18 protein-coding genes are annotated in these 15,746 nt (G+C 58.6%); 7 read left to right on the forward strand and 11 right to left on the reverse strand.

Features of this window, described 5'->3' with window-relative positions; all coding sequences use genetic code 11:
* Window positions 1-3: 3 nt before the first annotated feature.
* Complete coding sequence (locus AYT24_RS09430) at window positions 4-2,016, reverse strand: alpha-1,4-glucan--maltose-1-phosphate maltosyltransferase (protein WP_010933744.1); 2,013 nt, start codon at window positions 2,014-2,016, stop codon at window positions 4-6.
* Between the two features lie 20 nt (window positions 2,017-2,036).
* The gene (locus AYT24_RS09435; protein ID WP_164927147.1) at window positions 2,037-2,225 is read right to left on the reverse strand and encodes a hypothetical protein; all 189 of its coding nucleotides are present in this window, start codon (window positions 2,223-2,225) and stop codon (window positions 2,037-2,039) included.
* Window positions 2,226-2,283: 58 nt separating this feature from the next.
* Between AYT24_RS09435 and prfB the strand changes: the two genes are divergently transcribed.
* The 4 genes from prfB (at window position 2,284) to AYT24_RS09455 (ending at window position 5,118) form a co-directional block, all read left to right on the forward strand.
* A protein-coding gene (prfB, locus tag AYT24_RS09440) for a peptide chain release factor 2 (RefSeq protein ID WP_226986812.1) occupies window positions 2,284-3,379 on the forward strand; the annotation gives its coding sequence in 2 pieces (ribosomal slippage) (window positions 2,284-2,352 and window positions 2,354-3,379; 1,095 coding nt in all).
* An 11-nt stretch (window positions 3,380-3,390) separates the two neighbouring features.
* Window positions 3,391-4,218 (forward strand): metallophosphoesterase, encoded by an 828-nt coding sequence (locus tag AYT24_RS09445; protein ID WP_010933746.1) that lies wholly within the window; start codon window positions 3,391-3,393, stop codon window positions 4,216-4,218.
* 119 nt (window positions 4,219-4,337) lie between these two features.
* On the forward strand, window positions 4,338-4,556 hold the full coding sequence (locus AYT24_RS09450) for a hypothetical protein (protein ID WP_164927148.1): 219 nt from the start codon (window positions 4,338-4,340) through the stop codon (window positions 4,554-4,556).
* A gap of 169 nt (window positions 4,557-4,725) precedes the next feature.
* Window positions 4,726-5,118 carry a M23 family metallopeptidase gene (locus AYT24_RS09455; RefSeq protein WP_164927149.1) on the forward strand — a complete coding sequence of 131 codons (393 nt, stop codon included), beginning with the start codon at window positions 4,726-4,728 and terminating at the stop codon, window positions 5,116-5,118.
* A 52-nt stretch (window positions 5,119-5,170) separates the two neighbouring features.
* On the opposite strand, the gene AYT24_RS09460 is transcribed toward AYT24_RS09455, so the two are convergent.
* On the reverse strand, window positions 5,171-6,229 hold the full coding sequence (locus tag AYT24_RS09460; RefSeq protein ID WP_164927150.1) for a UDP-N-acetyl glucosamine 2-epimerase: 1,059 nt from the start codon (window positions 6,227-6,229) through the stop codon (window positions 5,171-5,173).
* 72 nt (window positions 6,230-6,301) lie between these two features.
* Here AYT24_RS09460 and AYT24_RS09465 point away from each other — a divergent pair, with 72 nt between their 5' ends.
* Window positions 6,302-7,225 (forward strand): hypothetical protein, encoded by a 924-nt coding sequence (locus tag AYT24_RS09465; RefSeq protein WP_010933750.1) that lies wholly within the window; start codon window positions 6,302-6,304, stop codon window positions 7,223-7,225.
* A 69-nt stretch (window positions 7,226-7,294) separates the two neighbouring features.
* Here AYT24_RS09465 and AYT24_RS09470 read toward each other — a convergent pair whose 3' ends face one another.
* Complete coding sequence (locus tag AYT24_RS09470) at window positions 7,295-7,549, reverse strand: FmdB family zinc ribbon protein (protein ID WP_010933751.1); 255 nt, start codon at window positions 7,547-7,549, stop codon at window positions 7,295-7,297.
* A gap of 122 nt (window positions 7,550-7,671) precedes the next feature.
* On the opposite strand from AYT24_RS09470, the gene recO reads away from it, so the two are divergent.
* Together recO and hemL are read left to right on the forward strand one after the other, a co-directional pair.
* Entirely contained in the window at window positions 7,672-8,454 is a 783-nt protein-coding gene (gene recO, locus AYT24_RS09475) for a DNA repair protein RecO (protein ID WP_164927151.1), read from the forward strand.
* A 107-nt stretch (window positions 8,455-8,561) separates the two neighbouring features.
* Complete coding sequence (gene hemL / locus AYT24_RS09480; RefSeq protein WP_010933753.1) at window positions 8,562-9,857, forward strand: glutamate-1-semialdehyde 2,1-aminomutase; 1,296 nt, start codon at window positions 8,562-8,564, stop codon at window positions 9,855-9,857.
* 451 nt (window positions 9,858-10,308) lie between these two features.
* Here hemL and AYT24_RS09485 read toward each other — a convergent pair whose 3' ends face one another.
* The 7 genes from AYT24_RS09485 to leuA all read right to left on the reverse strand — a co-directional run bounded on the left by AYT24_RS09485 (window position 10,309) and on the right by leuA (window position 15,670).
* Window positions 10,309-10,644: a DUF190 domain-containing protein gene (locus AYT24_RS09485; RefSeq protein WP_164927152.1), complete on the reverse strand. Its 336-nt coding sequence runs from the start codon at window positions 10,642-10,644 to the stop codon at window positions 10,309-10,311.
* Complete coding sequence (gene crcB / locus AYT24_RS09490) at window positions 10,641-11,015, reverse strand: fluoride efflux transporter CrcB (RefSeq protein WP_164927153.1); 375 nt, start codon at window positions 11,013-11,015, stop codon at window positions 10,641-10,643. The genes AYT24_RS09485 and crcB overlap by 4 nt, the downstream gene beginning before the upstream one ends.
* A 6-nt stretch (window positions 11,016-11,021) precedes the next feature.
* Window positions 11,022-11,261, reverse strand: coding sequence for a hypothetical protein (locus AYT24_RS09495; RefSeq protein WP_010933757.1), 240 nt, complete (start codon window positions 11,259-11,261; stop codon window positions 11,022-11,024).
* Between the two features lie 83 nt (window positions 11,262-11,344).
* Entirely contained in the window at window positions 11,345-12,163 is an 819-nt protein-coding gene (locus tag AYT24_RS09500; RefSeq protein WP_164927154.1) for a metal ABC transporter permease, read from the reverse strand.
* The gene (locus AYT24_RS09505) at window positions 12,156-12,926 is read right to left on the reverse strand and encodes a metal ABC transporter ATP-binding protein (protein WP_010933759.1); all 771 of its coding nucleotides are present in this window, start codon (window positions 12,924-12,926) and stop codon (window positions 12,156-12,158) included. The genes AYT24_RS09500 and AYT24_RS09505 overlap by 8 nt, the downstream gene beginning before the upstream one ends.
* On the reverse strand, window positions 12,923-13,858 hold the full coding sequence (locus tag AYT24_RS09510; RefSeq protein ID WP_165439262.1) for a metal ABC transporter solute-binding protein, Zn/Mn family: 936 nt from the start codon (window positions 13,856-13,858) through the stop codon (window positions 12,923-12,925). The genes AYT24_RS09505 and AYT24_RS09510 overlap by 4 nt, the downstream gene beginning before the upstream one ends.
* 123 nt (window positions 13,859-13,981) lie before the next feature.
* Window positions 13,982-15,670, reverse strand: a complete 1,689-nt coding sequence (gene leuA, locus AYT24_RS09515; RefSeq protein WP_010933761.1) for a 2-isopropylmalate synthase — start codon at window positions 15,668-15,670, stop codon at window positions 13,982-13,984.
* Window positions 15,671-15,746: the final 76 nt, after the last annotated feature.

Raw genomic sequence — 15,746 nt, forward strand, 5'->3', positions numbered from 1 at the left:
AGGTTATGATGGGAGATTGACCCTGAAAATATGTGCCGGCATCTGGTGCGGATTCAGCTCGACGTAGTTCCACTCGCCGTTCCACTCAAAGGTGCGTCCCGAAATCAGGTCTTCGACCGTGAAGCGCTCGGTGTGCGGGCGCCCGAACTTTTCAAGCGGAAAGCGCAGCCAGCCGCCCTGCGTGTTCCGGTCGTCGAGCGTCACCACGGTGAGGATGATGTTCGCGCCATCGGGCGAGCACTTGACGTAGCCCATGAGCTGGTCGTGCTCCTGACCTTGCGACACCTCGATCTTCACGAAGGTGATGTCGCTGGTCTGCTGGAGCGCGGGATTGTTGTGGCGAATGCGGTTGACCATCGCAATCTCGGAGCGGATGTTACCAGGGCGGTCAAGATCCCACTGCTTGATTTCGTACTTCTCCGAATCGAGGTACTCCTCCTTGCCGGGATACGGCACGTGCTCGCACAGTTCGTAGGCCGGGCCGTATATGCCGTAGTTCGACGAGAGCGTGGCGGCGAGCACGAAGCGGATGATAAAGCGTGCGCGGCTGCCACCCTGCAACTCCTCGTGCAGAATGTCCGGCGTGTTGGGCCAGAAGTTCGGGCGCATGTACTCGCGCAGCTCGGTCTGGGTCAGCTCGGTGAGGTACTCTTGCAACTCGTGCTTGGTGTTGCGCCAGGTGAAGTAGGTGTAGGAATGGGTGTAGCCGCCCTTCGCGAGCCGCGCCATCAGCTTCGGGCGGGTGAACGCCTCGGCGAGGAACATCGTCTCGGGATACTGCTCGCGGATCGAGCCGAGCGCCCATTCCCAGAAACCGAACGCCTTGGTGTGCGGATTGTCCACGCGGAAAATCTTGACGCCCTTGCCGATCCAGAAAAGAAATACCTCGCGCAGCGCGATCCAGAGGTTCTGCCAGTCCTCCGACTCGAAGTCGATGGGAAGGATGTCCTCGTAGCGCTTCGGCGGATTCTCGGCGAACTGCACCGTGCCGTCGGGACGCCAGCGGAACCACTGCGGATGCTCTTTCACCCAGGGATGGTCGGGCGAGCACTGGAAGGCAATGTCGAGCGCCACCGAAATCCCCTGCGCTTCGGCCTCCTGCACGAAGGCCTCGAACTCCTCCATCGTGCCGAGTTCGGGATGCACCGAGGTGTGGCCACCGTCAGCGCTGCCGATGGCCCAGCAGCTTCCCGGATCGTCCGGCCCGGCAACGAGCGCGTTGTTCTTGCCCTTGCGCTTGGTGAGGCCAATGGGGTGGATCGGCGGCAGGTAGATGACGTCGAAGCCCATTCGTGCAATGCGCGGCAGGAGTTTTATGCAGTCGCGGAAGGTGCCGTGCTTGCCCGGCTCCTCCGACCACGAGCGCGGGAAAAATTCGTACCAGGTGCTGAATCCGGCCTTTTTCTGGTCGATCTGAAGCAGCAAAATCTTGTCGTACAGCGTCGCCATCGCTTTTTCGGGCGAACGCCGCATGGCCGCCAGAAGCCCCTCGCTCAAGGCCGCCTCGACTGCGGCATCGCTGCCGCCAACCGAGAGCAAACCGACGTAGTGGTGCAGCGTGCCCGCATCCTCATCCTTCGCCCGCGCCGCGCCTAACTCAACGATGGTCGCGCCGATGCGCAAGTCAAGCGACACATCCTGCCCCGCATCGAGCTTCTTTTGCAGCCCCTTCCGCCAGGTCTCGAAATGGTCAACCCAGCCCTGCACGGTATATTCACACATGCCCGGCGCACCCACCTCGAACGACGCCTTCCAGCGGTCGTTGCCAATGTGTGTCATCGGAACCGCGCTCCACGCCGCCTCGCCCTTCCGGCGGTACAGCAGCTCGGCGACAATGGTATCCGCCCCATCGGTGAAAATATCGGCCTCGACGGTCATCCGGTCGCCCTCAACTCTTTTGACAGGAAAGCGGCCTCCATCGATTTCAGGAAATACACGATCGATCACAACGCGTCGGCGGCCGTCAAAAGGGCGGTCTAAACGAATCGGAGCTGGCAGAACAAACTCTGGCTTCATAGGCTGTAATGAGTGGAACTTCAGACCGTGCCTCCGGAGACCGGCAGCACTATCCGGGAACAGGCTTCGGCCATCATCATAAAGCTGAGCAATACCGAAAACCCCTGTTTTTCATTCATGAAAATATGAAATGTACCACTCTTTCCCCCGCCGGTAAGCATCTTATTTCTGCCACTGCGAACTACACTGCCTGCCGGATTTGTTTTCATTGAAAAAAATGATTCTTTTCGTGAGCACAGTTTCAACCACAACCTGAATTTTACGACCATGTTTGACGCCGAAAAAGATCGCCTGCACCAGATCGAGCACCGCCTGAACCAGTTACGGGGGTATCTTTAACATCGATGAACGCAAAGAAAAGATAAGCGACCTGGAGAAGATTTCGGCAGCTCCCGATTTCTGGAACGACCAGAAAACGGCCAACGCGCTGATTCTGGAGCTGAAAGAACACAAGTCGTGGATCGATGAGTTCGACGAACTCAGCACCGCGGTGCGCAATGCAAGCGAGGAGATCGAGATCGCCATCGAGCTCGAGGATGAATCACTTGTGTCTGACCTCGACGCCACGCTCGACCGCATCGAGGAGAAGCTGGGCAAGATGGAGTTCCGCAAAATGCTTTCCGGCAAGGACGACGCAGGCAACGCCATGATTATCATTCACGCCGGTGCGGGCGGCACCGAGGCGCAGGACTGGGCGGAGATGCTCTACCGCATGTACATGCGATGGGCCGAGCGCAAGGGCTTCAAGGTTTTTACCGACGACTACCAGGAGGGTGAGGGCGCGGGCATCAAGAGTGCAACGCTTGAAATTATCGGACCTTACGCCTACGGCTATCTCAAAGCGGAGAATGGCGTGCACCGGCTTGTCCGGGTGTCGCCCTACGACTCGAACGCCCGTCGCCACACCTCGTTCGCCAGCGTCTTCACCTACCCGGAAGCACCGCCGGACGTTGACATCGAGGTGCGCAAGGAGGACCTCGAACTCTCCACCTTCCGCAGCGGCGGCAAAGGCGGCCAGAACGTCAACAAGGTCGAAACCGCCGTGCGCATCAAGCATATTCCGTCGGGCATCGTCGTCAGCTGCCAGGAGGAGCGCTCGCAGCTCCAGAACCGCGAGCGGGCGATGAAGATGCTCATGGCCCAGCTCTACCAGCGCAGGCGTGAAGAGGAGGAGGCTAAAAAGCGCGAGATCGAGGGCAAGAAAAAGAAGATCGAGTGGGGCAGCCAGATTCGCAGCTACGTGCTCGACGACCGCCGCATCAAGGATCACCGCACCAACTACGAGCGCTTCGACGTCGAAAACGTGCTCGACGGCGACATCGACGACTACATCCAGCGCTACCTCTCCGAATTCGGCGACTGAGCAACGAAGCGATGAGCGAGACAAAACACGACACGCTCCGGTTCGGCATCGTCACCGACATTCACTACAACCCCGAAAGCAAGACCGGCAACCAGACGCAAGCCGGTCTCGAACGATGCATTGAGCACTGGACGCGCGAGGGCGCGGAGTTTGTCATCCAGCTCGGCGACCTCATCAGCCGCGAAGGCCCCGAAGCCGAGTCGGATTTGATTGCCGTGCGCGACATGCTCGCCCGTTTCCCCGGTAAGGTTTATCACGTCGCAGGCAACCACTGCCTGGCCGTGCCGCCCGAACGTTACAAAACGATCATGGGGCTCGACAGCCTCTACTACACCTTCAGCTCGCACGGCATCCGCTTTATCGTGCTCAACGGCATGGATGTCTCAGCCGTCAACGATCCCCAAACTAAAGCCGACCGCCATCTGCTCGAATACTACCGCGACAATGTCAAAGCCCCCTTCTACTGCGGCGCCATCGGCGCGCGCCAGCTCGAATGGCTCGTGAACGAACTCGACCTTGCGCTGAAAAACGAGGAACCCGTCATCATCCTCAGCCATTTACCGCTTCTCGAAGAGACCACCGACGAAAAACACGGCCTGTTGTGGAACCACGAAGAGCTCACCGCTATCCTGTTCCGCTACCCGAACATCCGCGCCTGCCTCAGCGGTCACTACCACTCTGCTGCCCATGCCCGCAGTGATGGCATCCACTTCATCGTTCTTCCAGCTTTTGCAGGATGGCCGCCGGGGGAATGCTGTCTGACCGTAAAGATCACCGGAGAGAACATCAACATCGGCAGACAAGACGCTCCTCCCCTCTTCGACATTCCTCTTCCCTGACCGGTTGCGACCGGGCGACTGCGAAACTATGGGAAATTATCAGAAATGGCAGGGCATTGTTCGGCAAGAGATGCCGGAAACTCCCCCCAGAACTTCCCGCCATCCGAAACCAGCGCACCATGAAACCAGCACGGCATCTGCTTCTTCTCCTGTTCAGTATGCTTTTGCCAGTAGTCACAACGGCCGCCCGAACTCCCACGCCGTCGATGACCGTCGAACAACCTTCGAAAGCCCAGGGGCAGTTCTTCGTTATCACGGTCTCGGATGCCCTCTGGCAGACCAGAGCTCTTTTTCGGCGGCGAGGAGTACCCGATGTTCCTCCAGAAAACGGTGAATAACCGGGCGCTCGTCCCTGTGGAAAACCTTATGAAACCAGGCGATTACGCGATCCTGGCTCGACGAGAAAAAACAGGGCCTGACGGCGACCGAAGAGAAGAAAGCGCAGGTGAAAGAGGCGATCCATACCCTGAGCAATCTGAGGCTCTGGACAGGAACGCTCCCCTATTCATGCAAAGGAAGGAGATCGAGTCCGTTCGGCGTCAAGCGCTCCTGCAACGGCGCCCCGGTTTCGAGTTACCACAAGGGAATCGACATCGCGGCACCATCCCCCCCCCGGTACGAAATCCGGCAGCAGGGTTCGTGGTGCTGACCGGCTATGAAAACAAACGGTTCCACGTCTATGATGGCAACACCGCGGTCATCGACCACGGCCAGAGGCTCACCTCGATCTCCATGCACCTGAAGAGTATCGACGTCAATCCGGGCGACCGGCTCGCCAAGGGGGAGATCATCGGCACCGTGGGCAGCACTGGCATTTCAACCGCCCCCACCTTCACTGGGGGCACCTGCCTCTACGGCACCAGCGTCGATCCGGAGCTGTTCGGCAGGAAGGAATACTGAGCCGGGTTGTTGCAACAGTGACTTGACACAAGAGAAACCGAACTGATGCCCTTTACGCTCCTCGTTCGAGCACTTCGGCTATGCGCTTTGATGCCGCGCCGTCCCATTTCTCGGGAATCAACGTCTTTTTCAACTGTTTGCCGGAGAGGATGGCCGTGGCACGTTCGAGAATCTCCGCTTCATCGGGATCAATCAGCACGTTGGTACCGAGTTCGACGGTCGAGGGGCGGGCGGTGCTCTGACGCAGGGTGATGCAGGGCACGTTCATCACAGTCAGTTCAGCCTCGAACTCGGCGCTGTCGGTAAGTACGAGCGCCGACTCCTTGAGCAGGCGCAGGAGGTCGATGTAGCCCGGCATATCGATCATCCGGAGCCCCGAAACGCCAACGAGCGCATCTTCGGGCGACTGACTGCCCGGAAGCAGCACGGTCGATGTGGCGGCAAGCGATTCGAGCACCTTGCAGAGCAGGTCGCGATTTCCGAAGGGCTCCGGCTTGAGCAGAACGGTGACGAACTTTTTCGGGGCAAGCGAGAGCGTTTCGAGCACACCGGATTGGTTAGCCTGCGCCATCAGCGTCACAAGGCTGTCGATGGCCGTGTTGCCAACGAAAAGGATGCGCTCATCGGCGACGCCTTCGTTCATGAGGTTGTAGATGCCGCTGTGCTCGCTGACGAAGTGAAGCGCGGCGACCGAGTCGATGACGAGGCGGCTGATCTCTTCGGGTTCGGCGCGGTCGTAACTGCGCAGGCCTGCGTCGAGGCTGACCACCGGGATGCCCATTTTCGCGGCGGCAAACGCACCGGCAAGGCTGGCGCTGTCGTGGCCGCCGGGCACAACAAAGGCTGGTTCAAGTTCACTGAGCACCCGCTCTAACGCAAGCATAAGCGAAGCGGTCTCGGCAACCGGCGTGCATGGCTCCAGTTCGATGGTGCGGAGTTCATCCGACAAGCCGAATGCAGCGGCAAGCGCGTCGTGTTCGGCGCGGTTGCCAGGAGTCAGTACCCGGACAAGCACGGACTCGAAAACACCATTTTTTCTGAAAACGCTGACAAGCGGAGCGACATGGAGAAACGCCGCACGATCCTGGGCAATCAAGACTATTTTTTTCACAGAGGACACCGGAAAGCTTTATTACATTGATAAATTGAACGATAACCTTCGGAGCAAACCCGAACCAGCCGCATGACAACAAGACGATCGATCGCAATAGCCGCATGGTGCCTGCTGCCGGTGGCCCTATGGGTAACTTCCCTGCCGGATAATACGGTCTCTGCGGAAAATAAGAAAACAATCCTTGAACACGCCGACCAGATCGAAGGCGGTGAAAAAGCCGGCCCGTCCGGCACGGCAATTCCTTACCGCTCGGCGGTCGGCAACGTCAAGTTTCTACACGCAGAGACGACGCTGGAGTGCGACCGGGCGACCGACTGGCCCGACAGCGAACGTATCGATCTCGAAGGGCATATCATCATCAAAGACAAAAACGTCGAAACCCGGGCTGATCGAGGCGTTTACCACACCGACAGCGAAACCGGCGAACTGTCGGGCAACGTCCGCGGGCGGGTGACCGGCGACAGCCTCACGATAAAATCGGGACGGGCGGCATTCGACCAGCACAAAAATGAACTCTGGCTTTTCGACGATGCCGTGGCCTGGCAACTCGGGCGCCAGCTCAGCGGGGACTCGATCCGGGTGCACTTCCACGAGGTCGGCGGGAAAAAGAAGGTGGATGAAATCCAGGTGTTCGGCCACGCTTTTCTTGCTGTCCGGGACACGCTCTCCGCCTCGCCTGCGCTGCATGACCAGCTTTCCGGCAAAAAACTGACAGCGAACCTCGACGACAATTCCCGCCTGCAGAAGGTCATCGCCATCGGTAAAGCCAGAAGCCTCTACCATATCTATGACGACAAAAATCAGCCATCGGGAGTAAACTTCACCTCCGGCGAAAGGATTCGCATGTTCTTCGCCGAGGGCAAACTCGACCGGATCCTCGTCACCGGCGGCCCGCTCGGCAAGGAGTACCCGAACTACATGCGTAATGATCCAGAGATCAACCTGCCCGGCTTCCGGTTGCGTGACAAGGAGAAGCCGGTTTTCGCACCCTGAGCCTGACAAAGAAAAAGCCTTCCCGTTTTTCGAGAAGGCTTTTTGCTGTTCTATGAAATCACCGCCCAGTCACTTGGTGAAGGGGCAGGAGCCGGTGGAGCATCCGCCGCCGGACTCCGAGCCTTTGGACGACGATTTGCTGCCACAGTAGTCGGTGCTGTAGAAGCCTGAACCTTTGAGCACGAAACCGCCATCGGCACTGATGACTCGCTCGTACGACTCCGCACCGCACTTGGGACACTTGGTCAGGGCGTTATCGGTCATGCGCTGAAAAACCTCTTCTTCATGGCCACACTGGCTACAGCGGTAATGATAGGTTGGCATATTCTATTCCTCCATTGAGAATCTTTTTCGTGTATGTTGTTTTGGTATCTTCGGGTCGTGAAAACCCTGTAATATTGGACTCTGTATATAAGTATATTTAATGTCAAAAAAAAGTTTCACCGGTGATCGTAAAAACCCGGGCGGTGGTGCTCCGCGACATCAAGTATCGTGACCAGTCCAAGATCTGCCTGCTGCTGACGCGGGAGTACGGACAGGTGTCGGTAATCCTGAAAGGCGGACGCAGCGCAAAAAGCCGCATCGGCCCGCTCTTCTCGCCGGGCAACGTGATCGACGCCGTGCTCTACAAAAAAGGCAACCGCGACATCCAGTTCCTGAGCGACGCCAGCCTCGTGCTCAGTCCGCTCTCCGAATCGCCTGACCTCGACCGCTTCGGCGTACTCTACCGGGTGCTCGACCTCATCCGCTACGCCTCGACGCACGAGGAGAAGAACGTGCCGCTCTTCACCATCACGCACTCGGCCATCTGGCGGCTCTGCCACGCGGAGCGCAACTTCCAGACGATTCTCGCCTGGTTCCTGTTGCGCCTCGTCGGCGTGCTCGGTTTCGCGCCGTCGCTCGACCGCTGCGTCTTCAGCAACGCCGACCTCGCGAGCAGCATCGAGGAGATGAAGCTCGACGAGCTGCTTTTCGTGCACGACCCCGGCGGCTTCGCCCTGCCCGGCAGCGCCGTGACGATGGGCGCGGCCATCCAGACGGTGCCGGTCAACCGCTACCATTTTATCCGCAACCTCGCCGCCACCGGCGGCAACGCGCCATGCCCGGCAGCGCCGGCAGACGACATTGCAGCGGTCACGGCGCTCTTGCAGGAGTACTGCGCCCGCCACCTCGACCGGATGCCACACCGCAAGCACCTCGACATTGTCTCGCGCCTGATTTCCGCATGAACGGCGCGACATGCGGCATGCCTGTTTTCAATCTTCGGGACTATTTTCTATCTTGACCAGTCATTTAAAGCCATAACCCTCGACTAATTCAAACCGAACGATTCGACATGCCTGTACTTACCCGTTCTGCCGAGCTTTTTGAAAAAGCCAAAAAGTTCATCCCCGGTGGCGTCAACTCCCCAGTTCGCGCCTTCAAATCCGTCGGTGGCACCCCGATCTACATGGCCAAGGGCCAGGGCGCTTACATGACCGACGTTGACGGCAACACCTACCTGGACTATGTCGGATCGTGGGGGCCGTTCATTCTCGGCAGCATGCATCCCCGCGTGACCGCCGCGATTGAATACACCCTGCGCAATATCGGCACCAGCTTCGGCACGCCGATCGAACTCGAGATCGAAATCGCCGAGCTGCTTTGCAAGATCGTGCCGTCGCTCGAAATGGTGCGCATGGTCAACAGCGGCACCGAAGCCACCATGTCCGCCGTCCGCCTCGCCCGCGGCTACACCGGCAAGGACAAGATCATCAAATTCGAGGGCTGCTACCACGGCCACGGCGACAGCTTCCTCATCAAGGCCGGTTCCGGCGTGCTCACCCTCGGCGATCCCGACAGCCCGGGCGTCACCAAAGGTACCGCCAACGACACCCTCAACGCCACCTACAACGACATCGAGTCGGTCAAGGCGATCGTCAACGAGAACAAAGGCCAGGTCGCTGCAATCATCATCGAGCCGGTTGCTGGCAACACCGGCGTCATTCCGGCCAAGAAAGAGTTCCTCGTCGCCCTCCGCGAGCTGTGCGACGCTGAAGGCATCGTGCTGATTTTCGACGAGGTGATGTGCGGTTTTCGTGTGGCCCTCGGCGGCGCTCAGGAGCTGTACGGCGTCACCCCTGACCTCACCACGATGGGCAAAATCATCGGCGGCGGTCTGCCGGTCGGCGCATTCGGCGGCAAACGCCACATCATGGAGAACATCGCTCCGCTCGGCTCGGTCTATCAGGCAGGCACCCTCTCGGGCAACCCGCTCGCGCTGACCGCCGGTCTCGAAACCCTGAAAATCCTCATGGAGGAGAATCCCTATCCGGAGCTCGAAAGAAAGGCTGCGTTCCTCGAAGCAGGATTCAAGGCCAACATGGAGAAGCTCGGCCTGAACTACACGCAGAACCGCGTCGGTTCGATGGCCTGCCTCTTCTTCACCGAGACCCCGGTCGTGGACTACAAGAGCGCCATCACCGCTGACACGGCCAAGTACGGCAAGTACTTCCACTCCATGCTCGACCAGGGCATCTACCTCGCCCCGTCGCAGTTCGAGGCCATGTTCACCAGCTTCGCCCACACCGACGAGGATCTGGAGAAGACCGTCAAGGCAAACTACAACGCCCTCGTCGCTGCTACCAAATAAGTTGCAAGAGGACGCACAGAAACGCAAAAGCGGCTATCTCGAATTACCGTGAGAGCCGCTTTTCCTTTTTCATAAAAAACCTTTGGTTCTTCGCAGAAGATCGTGGGTAAATGGTGACTATGGGTCAATCGACTGAAGCACGGCCAAAACGAATGCACTCTGCAAAGAGTGTCCGGCCAAAGGATAAATCACTTTAACGCTTTATCATATGATGAGTTATAAATGTCTTTGACCGAACTGTTAAACTTGTTCATCAGGGATGGTCATGTGAGCATCCTTCATGCCACCCACCAAATTTTGCGAAGAACCAACTTTTTTAATATTGAGTAGTTCATTCTTCAAATCTAACACAGTACAGAAAATCCCTTCCATCAAAATAGGGAAATAATAAGCTTGGCGGTATAGCTTTAATTTCTACGCACAAAGGTTACACACGATTTTCAAGGTACCTCTACGTCGTCCACTGCCGTACTGCCTCTCGCGTCACCAGTGATTGCGCGCCGGAGTCCCGCAGCAGCGCCTCCACAACCGGCAGGAACTCTTCGATCTTTTCGGTGATGTCCACGATTTCGATCACCATCGGCAGTTCACCGGCGAGCTCGAAAATCTTGGAGGTGTGCACTTTGTGGCGCAGGCCGAAGGAGAGGAGGCCGCGGAAAACCGTCGCTCCAGCCATGCCGCGTTCGAGGGCTTCACTGACCAGAAGTTCGTAGAGCGGGCGGTGGTGCAGCTTTTCCTGCTCACCGACGAAGATCCGCAGGAGTTCAGATTCGATGAAGTTCATCATTGCCAGAGTTTTGCAAGAAGGGTTCCGGAAAAAAGACAGGCAAGGCCACCGGCAAGACTACCCGCGACATACAGGCTGGCGTAAAGCGCCTCGCCATCGCGCATGAGGCCGCCGGTTTCGTACATGGCGGTTGAAAAGGTGGTGAAACCGCCACAGAAGCCGGTCGTGAGCAACAGGCGGGCTTCGGGAGAGAGCAGCGTGGTCGAAAGCGCCAGTTCGCTGATGAAGCCGATCAGAAACGAGCCCAGAAGATTAACCGCAAAGGTTGCAAAAGGAAAGCCCGTACCCGAAAACGGTACGGCAAGCGCCACGAGGTAGCGCGCCACCGATCCGGCAAATCCGCCCGCGCCGACCAGCAAAACGTTCTTCATCACCACTCAGCCCCCCCCGCAACGGTCATGACCGGTCTGCCGACCCTCGATGCGCTTGTGCGCGCAGCACATCTCGTCGTGGATGTTCATGAGGATGTTGAAAATACCGAGGCAGATGATGGTTGGAGCCCAGAGGCCAATAAAGATCGCGACAAGCTGGCTGTTCGCCCATGTGCCGAAAATGAACACATAAATGGAAAGCATGATCGACAGGGCCGCAGCCACGAGGTAATACATCGGCTTCATAACGGGTGCTGGTTGGTTGATCGGGTCTGTTCAATGAATGTAACAATTTGCCCCTTTTCCATAAATCCCGGCAGCGACACTGTTCAGCACTCTGCCCGGCGGGCCTTTCCGGCTCCGAAAAGCGCATTCACCAGGAAAACCAGCGCGGCCACCAGAATGATGGTTGCTCCCGAGGCCAGGTTAAATACCCATGAAAGCCACAGTCCGGCAATACTGAAAAGAGCGGCCAGCAAAGCGCCGATAACCATTATCCGGTAAAGGTTGTGGCTGAAACTCCGGGCGACGGCGGCGGGAATGGTCAGAAGCGCGATCACCATGACGATGCCGACAATCCGCACCATGATGACGACGGTGAGGGCAATCAGGCAGAGCATCAGCAGGTCGAGGGCCAGTGTCTTCAGACCGGAAATCCGCGCATACTCCTCGTCGAACGAGATGGCGAGGAACTCCTTGTCGAAAAGCCAGACCACGGCGATGATCAGACAATCGAGTCCCAAAATGAGTTGCAGATCGGAGTCGGGCACGGTCAGGATGTTGCCAAAAAGATAGCTGAAGAGGTTCGGAGCGTAGCCCGGCGTCAGGCCGATGAGAATGACACCGATCGACATGCCTGCCGCCCAGAACGCCCCGATGGCCGTGTCTTCGGCAACCTTCGCCTTGCGAGAAAGCAGCCCGATGCCAATGGCGGCGGCGAGGCTGAAGGGAATGATGCCCGTAAGCGGATTCAGTCCGAGGTAGTAGCTCAGGCCGATGCCGCCGAAGGCCGTGTGGGCAATGCCGCCGCTGATGAAGCCGAGACGCCGGATAACGACATAAGTGCCGATAATGCCGCAGGCGACGCTCGACAGAATAGCCGCCAGAAAGGCGTTGCGCATGAACTCGAAGTGCAGGATGTCAGGCATGGCGGTGATTCTGGTGGGTTGCGTGTCCTTGAGGCGCGCGATGCTCGACCACATCGACCGGATAGCCGTAAAGCTTGTCGAGGGCCGAACGGCCCAGCGTCGAGCCGGGTTCGTGCATGTCAAGCGTGCAGTTCAGGCAGGCGATGCGCGAGACGTGCCGCCCGATGGTGCCGGTGTCGTGTGTGACCAGCACGATGGTGTGGCTCTTTTTGAGCTGATCGAGGAGGTCGTAGATGGTGGTTTTCATGTCGGGATCGACGCTGGCCGTCGGTTCGTCGAGCAGCAGCAGTTCCGGCTCTCCGGCGAGCGCGCGGGCGATCAGGACGCGCTGGAGTTCGCCGCCCGAAAGCGCGCCGATCCGCCGCTGGGCAAGCTCGGCGAGACCGGTGGTTTCAAGCGCTTCGAGCGCCTTCCGGCGATCTTCGTGCCCGTAGCGCTGCAACAACCGCTTGCGTGAAAGGCGGCCCATCAGTACCACCTCCATCGCGCTGATCGGGAAGGTGCGGTCGAAATCGAGGCGCTGCGGCACATAGCCGATGCGCCTGGAAGCGTACCCCGGCTCCTTGCCGAATACCCTGACGGTGCCAGTCGTGGGTTTGACCAGACCAAGTATTACCTTGAGCAGCGTGGTTTTGCCGCCGCCGTTCGGCCCGAGCACGGCAAGAAAGTCCCCCTCGTATACCGAAAGAGAAAGACCCTGCAAGATTTTTGCGCCGCCGAGATTGACGCAGAGCTGCTCGCAAACGATTAACGGTTCGCTCATTGCATGCTCTGGACAAATGCGGCAGTCGCCTTGCGAAGATTGGCCGCGTAGTCGTGCGCGAGCGGATCGACCGTCACGGTTTGGCCTCCAATATCACCGGCAATCGCATCGGCCTGCGCCGAGCTGAACTGCGGCGAAACAAATACCACCCGGATACCCGCACTCCGCGCCTCGCCGATCACCCGCTCCATCTGGCGCGGCGTCAGCGTCTTGCCCTCCTCCTCGGCAGCGATCTGCTCCAAACCGTACTCGTGGGCGAAATAGCCCCATGCCGGGTGGAAAACGAGGAAGCGACGGTTCTTCACAACGCTGAGTTGCTTGCGAATCTCGCTGTCGAGAGCCTGAAGCTCCCTGTCAAGCGCCGCAGCGTTGGCCGCATAATACTCCTTCCCTGCCGGATCAATCGCCGCCAGCGAGCGTTCGACGTTCTTGGCGATTAGCCTGGCGTTCGCTGGCGAAAGCCAAAAGTGTGGATCGAAATTGCCGTGATCGTGATGCTCCTCGGCAGGCACCGCATGCTCGTACTTCTCCGCGCTCATCGGCAGCAACGTCACTCCTTCGGAAGCGTTGCACACCGTCATGCTTTTGTTGAGATCGACGAGGCGCGGCATCCAGTCAAGTTCGAACTCGACGCCCGAACCAGCCTTCACGAAAAGCGCCGCATGGCTGACCTGGGCCATCTGCTTCGGCGTCGGCTCATAGGTGTGTGGATTGCCCCCGGAAGGCACCATAACCGAAACTGACACCCTGTCACCGCCGATGCGCTCCGCGAACCACGCCAGCGGCTCGATGGAGGCCACGACCTGCAACTTGTCCGACTCTGTTTTGCCGGCGCATCCATTCAGCAATGGTATGAACAGCAACAACAGGAGGACAAGAGGTCGGATGGGATAAAAAAAAGAAGAGATGAAGCGGCTTTGTCTGGTCGTCATGTCTGGATTCCCGGTTGATGGAAAAAAGTGTCTCTTTTGTAAAAAAAGAATAACAGCAGAGAATCCAAAACGTTGGAGAGGGTCAGGCTTCCCCATCATCGGGAAGCCTGACGAAAAAAACGATCAAGCCTTTTTGTAGCGGTTCAGCGCACTGACGATGGCCTTGATGGAGGCAAGGCTGATGTTCGAGTCGATACCGGAACCGCACACCAGCGCCACGTCATCGAACGAGAGGCGAATGTAGGCGATGGCCATCGCGTCCGAGCTGTGGCCGATGGCGTGCTCCGCGTATTCGTCGACATGGAAATCGATGCCGGTGTGGCTCACCATGCCGCGCACGAAGGCGTCCAGCGGGCCGTTGCCTTTGGCCCTGAAGCTGAACTCGCCCTGTGGCCCAACCATCGAGGCGCTGACGATCGTCGCCACCTCGTCGTTGCGATCCGGGTCTTCGTCGCTCCAGCTGATGGTGCACTTCTTCATCAGATAGGGCTCGGTTGCGCCGATGTACTCCTTCTGGAACAGCTCGTGAATCTGCTCGGCGCTCAGCTCCTCGCCGGTGCGGTCGGTCACCTCCTGAACAACCGCACCGAAATCTGGCTGCATCCACTTCGGGATCTGAATACCATACTCCTTTTCGAGCACATAGGCTATGCCTCCCTTGCCCGACTGGCTGTTGATCCGGACGATGGCCTCGTAGTTGCAACCAACATCCTCGGGATCGATCGGCAGATAGGGCACGTCCCACACGCCGTCGGCAGCCCGCTGGTGCGCTTTCATTCCCTTGCTGATCGCGTCCTGGTGCGAACCGGAAAAGGCGGTGTAGACCAGATCGCCCGAGTAGGGATGGCGCGGATGCACCGTCATGCGGGTGCAGCGAGAGTAGACCTGCTTGATATGCGGCAGGTTGGAGAAATCGAGCTCCGGATCGACACCTTGCGTCATCAGGTTCAGCGCCATGATGATAATGTCCATGTTGCCACACCGCTCGCCGTTGCCGAACAGGGCACCTTCGATGCGATCCGCCCCGGCCATCACCGCCAGCTCGGAGGTCGCCACCGCCGTGCCGCGGTCGTTATGGGCATGCACACTGAGGAGCACCGCGTCGCGATTCTTGATGTGGCGGCAAAACCACTCGATGCGGTCGGCATAGACGTTCGGCGTCGAAAGCTCGACCGTCGAAGGCAGGTTCAGGATCACCTTGTTGGTGGCCGATGCGCCCCACTCGTCCATCACCGCGTGGCACACGTCCAGCGCGTACTCCAGCTCGGTGCCAGTGAAGCTTTCAGGGCTGTACTCGAAGCGGATGCCTGGATTGCCGCTCGCCTCCTTCAGCTCGCGCACCAGCCGCGTTCCGGCGACGGCGATGGTGATGATCTCCTCGCGGCTCATGCGGAACACTATGTCGCGCTGCTGGCGCGAGGTGGAGTTGTAGAGGTGCACGATGGCGTTCTTCGCGCCCTTGATCGCCTCGAAGGTGCGGCGGATGAGGTGCTCGCGCGACTGCGTCAACACCTGGATGCTCACGTCGTCAGGAATGAGATTGTTTTCGATCAGCTTGCGCACAAAGGCGAACTCCGTGGCCGAAGCCGACGGGAAGCCCACCTCGATCTCCTTGAAGCCAACCGATACCAGCAGCCTGAAAAACTCCACCTTCTCATCGACGCTCATCGGAATCGGAAGCGCCTGGTTGCCATCGCGCAGATCGACGCTGCACCAGATCGGCGCTTTGGTAATGGTCTTGTCCGGCCAGGTTCTGTCTTTCAGCCCAACCGTCGGATAGGGTGCGTATTTCTTATAATTCATCGTACTCATGAGAGAGTCTCCATTTAAAACACTTGATAGTAAAAGTCCCTTAATGAAAAAAAGCCGCTTACCCTGAGAGGATCGC

Origin of the sequence: Chlorobaculum tepidum TLS (assembly GCF_000006985.1) — a bacterium.
In the GTDB taxonomy this organism is placed as follows: domain Bacteria; phylum Bacteroidota; class Chlorobiia; order Chlorobiales; family Chlorobiaceae; genus Chlorobaculum; species Chlorobaculum tepidum.

What these genes read in the sequence shown, in the direction of transcription:
- AYT24_RS09430 (WP_010933744.1), bottom strand. Translation starts at nt 2,016, where the DNA reads ATGAAGCCAGAGTTTGTTCTGCCAGCTCCGATTCGTTTAGACCGCCCT.
- AYT24_RS09435 (WP_164927147.1), bottom strand. Translation starts at nt 2,225, where the DNA reads ATGAAAACAAATCCGGCAGGCAGTGTAGTTCGCAGTGGCAGAAATAAG.
- AYT24_RS09445 (WP_010933746.1), top strand. Translation starts at nt 3,391, where the DNA reads ATGAGCGAGACAAAACACGACACGCTCCGGTTCGGCATCGTCACCGAC.
- AYT24_RS09450 (WP_164927148.1), top strand. Translation starts at nt 4,338, where the DNA reads ATGAAACCAGCACGGCATCTGCTTCTTCTCCTGTTCAGTATGCTTTTG.
- AYT24_RS09455 (WP_164927149.1), top strand. Translation starts at nt 4,726, where the DNA reads ATGCAAAGGAAGGAGATCGAGTCCGTTCGGCGTCAAGCGCTCCTGCAA.
- AYT24_RS09465 (WP_010933750.1), top strand. Translation starts at nt 6,302, where the DNA reads ATGACAACAAGACGATCGATCGCAATAGCCGCATGGTGCCTGCTGCCG.
- AYT24_RS09470 (WP_010933751.1), bottom strand. Translation starts at nt 7,549, where the DNA reads ATGCCAACCTATCATTACCGCTGTAGCCAGTGTGGCCATGAAGAAGAG.
- hemL (WP_010933753.1), top strand. Translation starts at nt 8,562, where the DNA reads ATGCCTGTACTTACCCGTTCTGCCGAGCTTTTTGAAAAAGCCAAAAAG.
- AYT24_RS09485 (WP_164927152.1), bottom strand. Translation starts at nt 10,644, where the DNA reads ATGATGAACTTCATCGAATCTGAACTCCTGCGGATCTTCGTCGGTGAG.
- crcB (WP_164927153.1), bottom strand. Translation starts at nt 11,015, where the DNA reads ATGAAGAACGTTTTGCTGGTCGGCGCGGGCGGATTTGCCGGATCGGTG.
- AYT24_RS09495 (WP_010933757.1), bottom strand. Translation starts at nt 11,261, where the DNA reads ATGAAGCCGATGTATTACCTCGTGGCTGCGGCCCTGTCGATCATGCTT.
- AYT24_RS09500 (WP_164927154.1), bottom strand. Translation starts at nt 12,163, where the DNA reads ATGCCTGACATCCTGCACTTCGAGTTCATGCGCAACGCCTTTCTGGCG.
- AYT24_RS09505 (WP_010933759.1), bottom strand. Translation starts at nt 12,926, where the DNA reads ATGAGCGAACCGTTAATCGTTTGCGAGCAGCTCTGCGTCAATCTCGGC.
- AYT24_RS09510 (WP_165439262.1), bottom strand. Translation starts at nt 13,858, where the DNA reads ATGACGACCAGACAAAGCCGCTTCATCTCTTCTTTTTTTTATCCCATC.
- leuA (WP_010933761.1), bottom strand. Translation starts at nt 15,670, where the DNA reads ATGAGTACGATGAATTATAAGAAATACGCACCCTATCCGACGGTTGGG.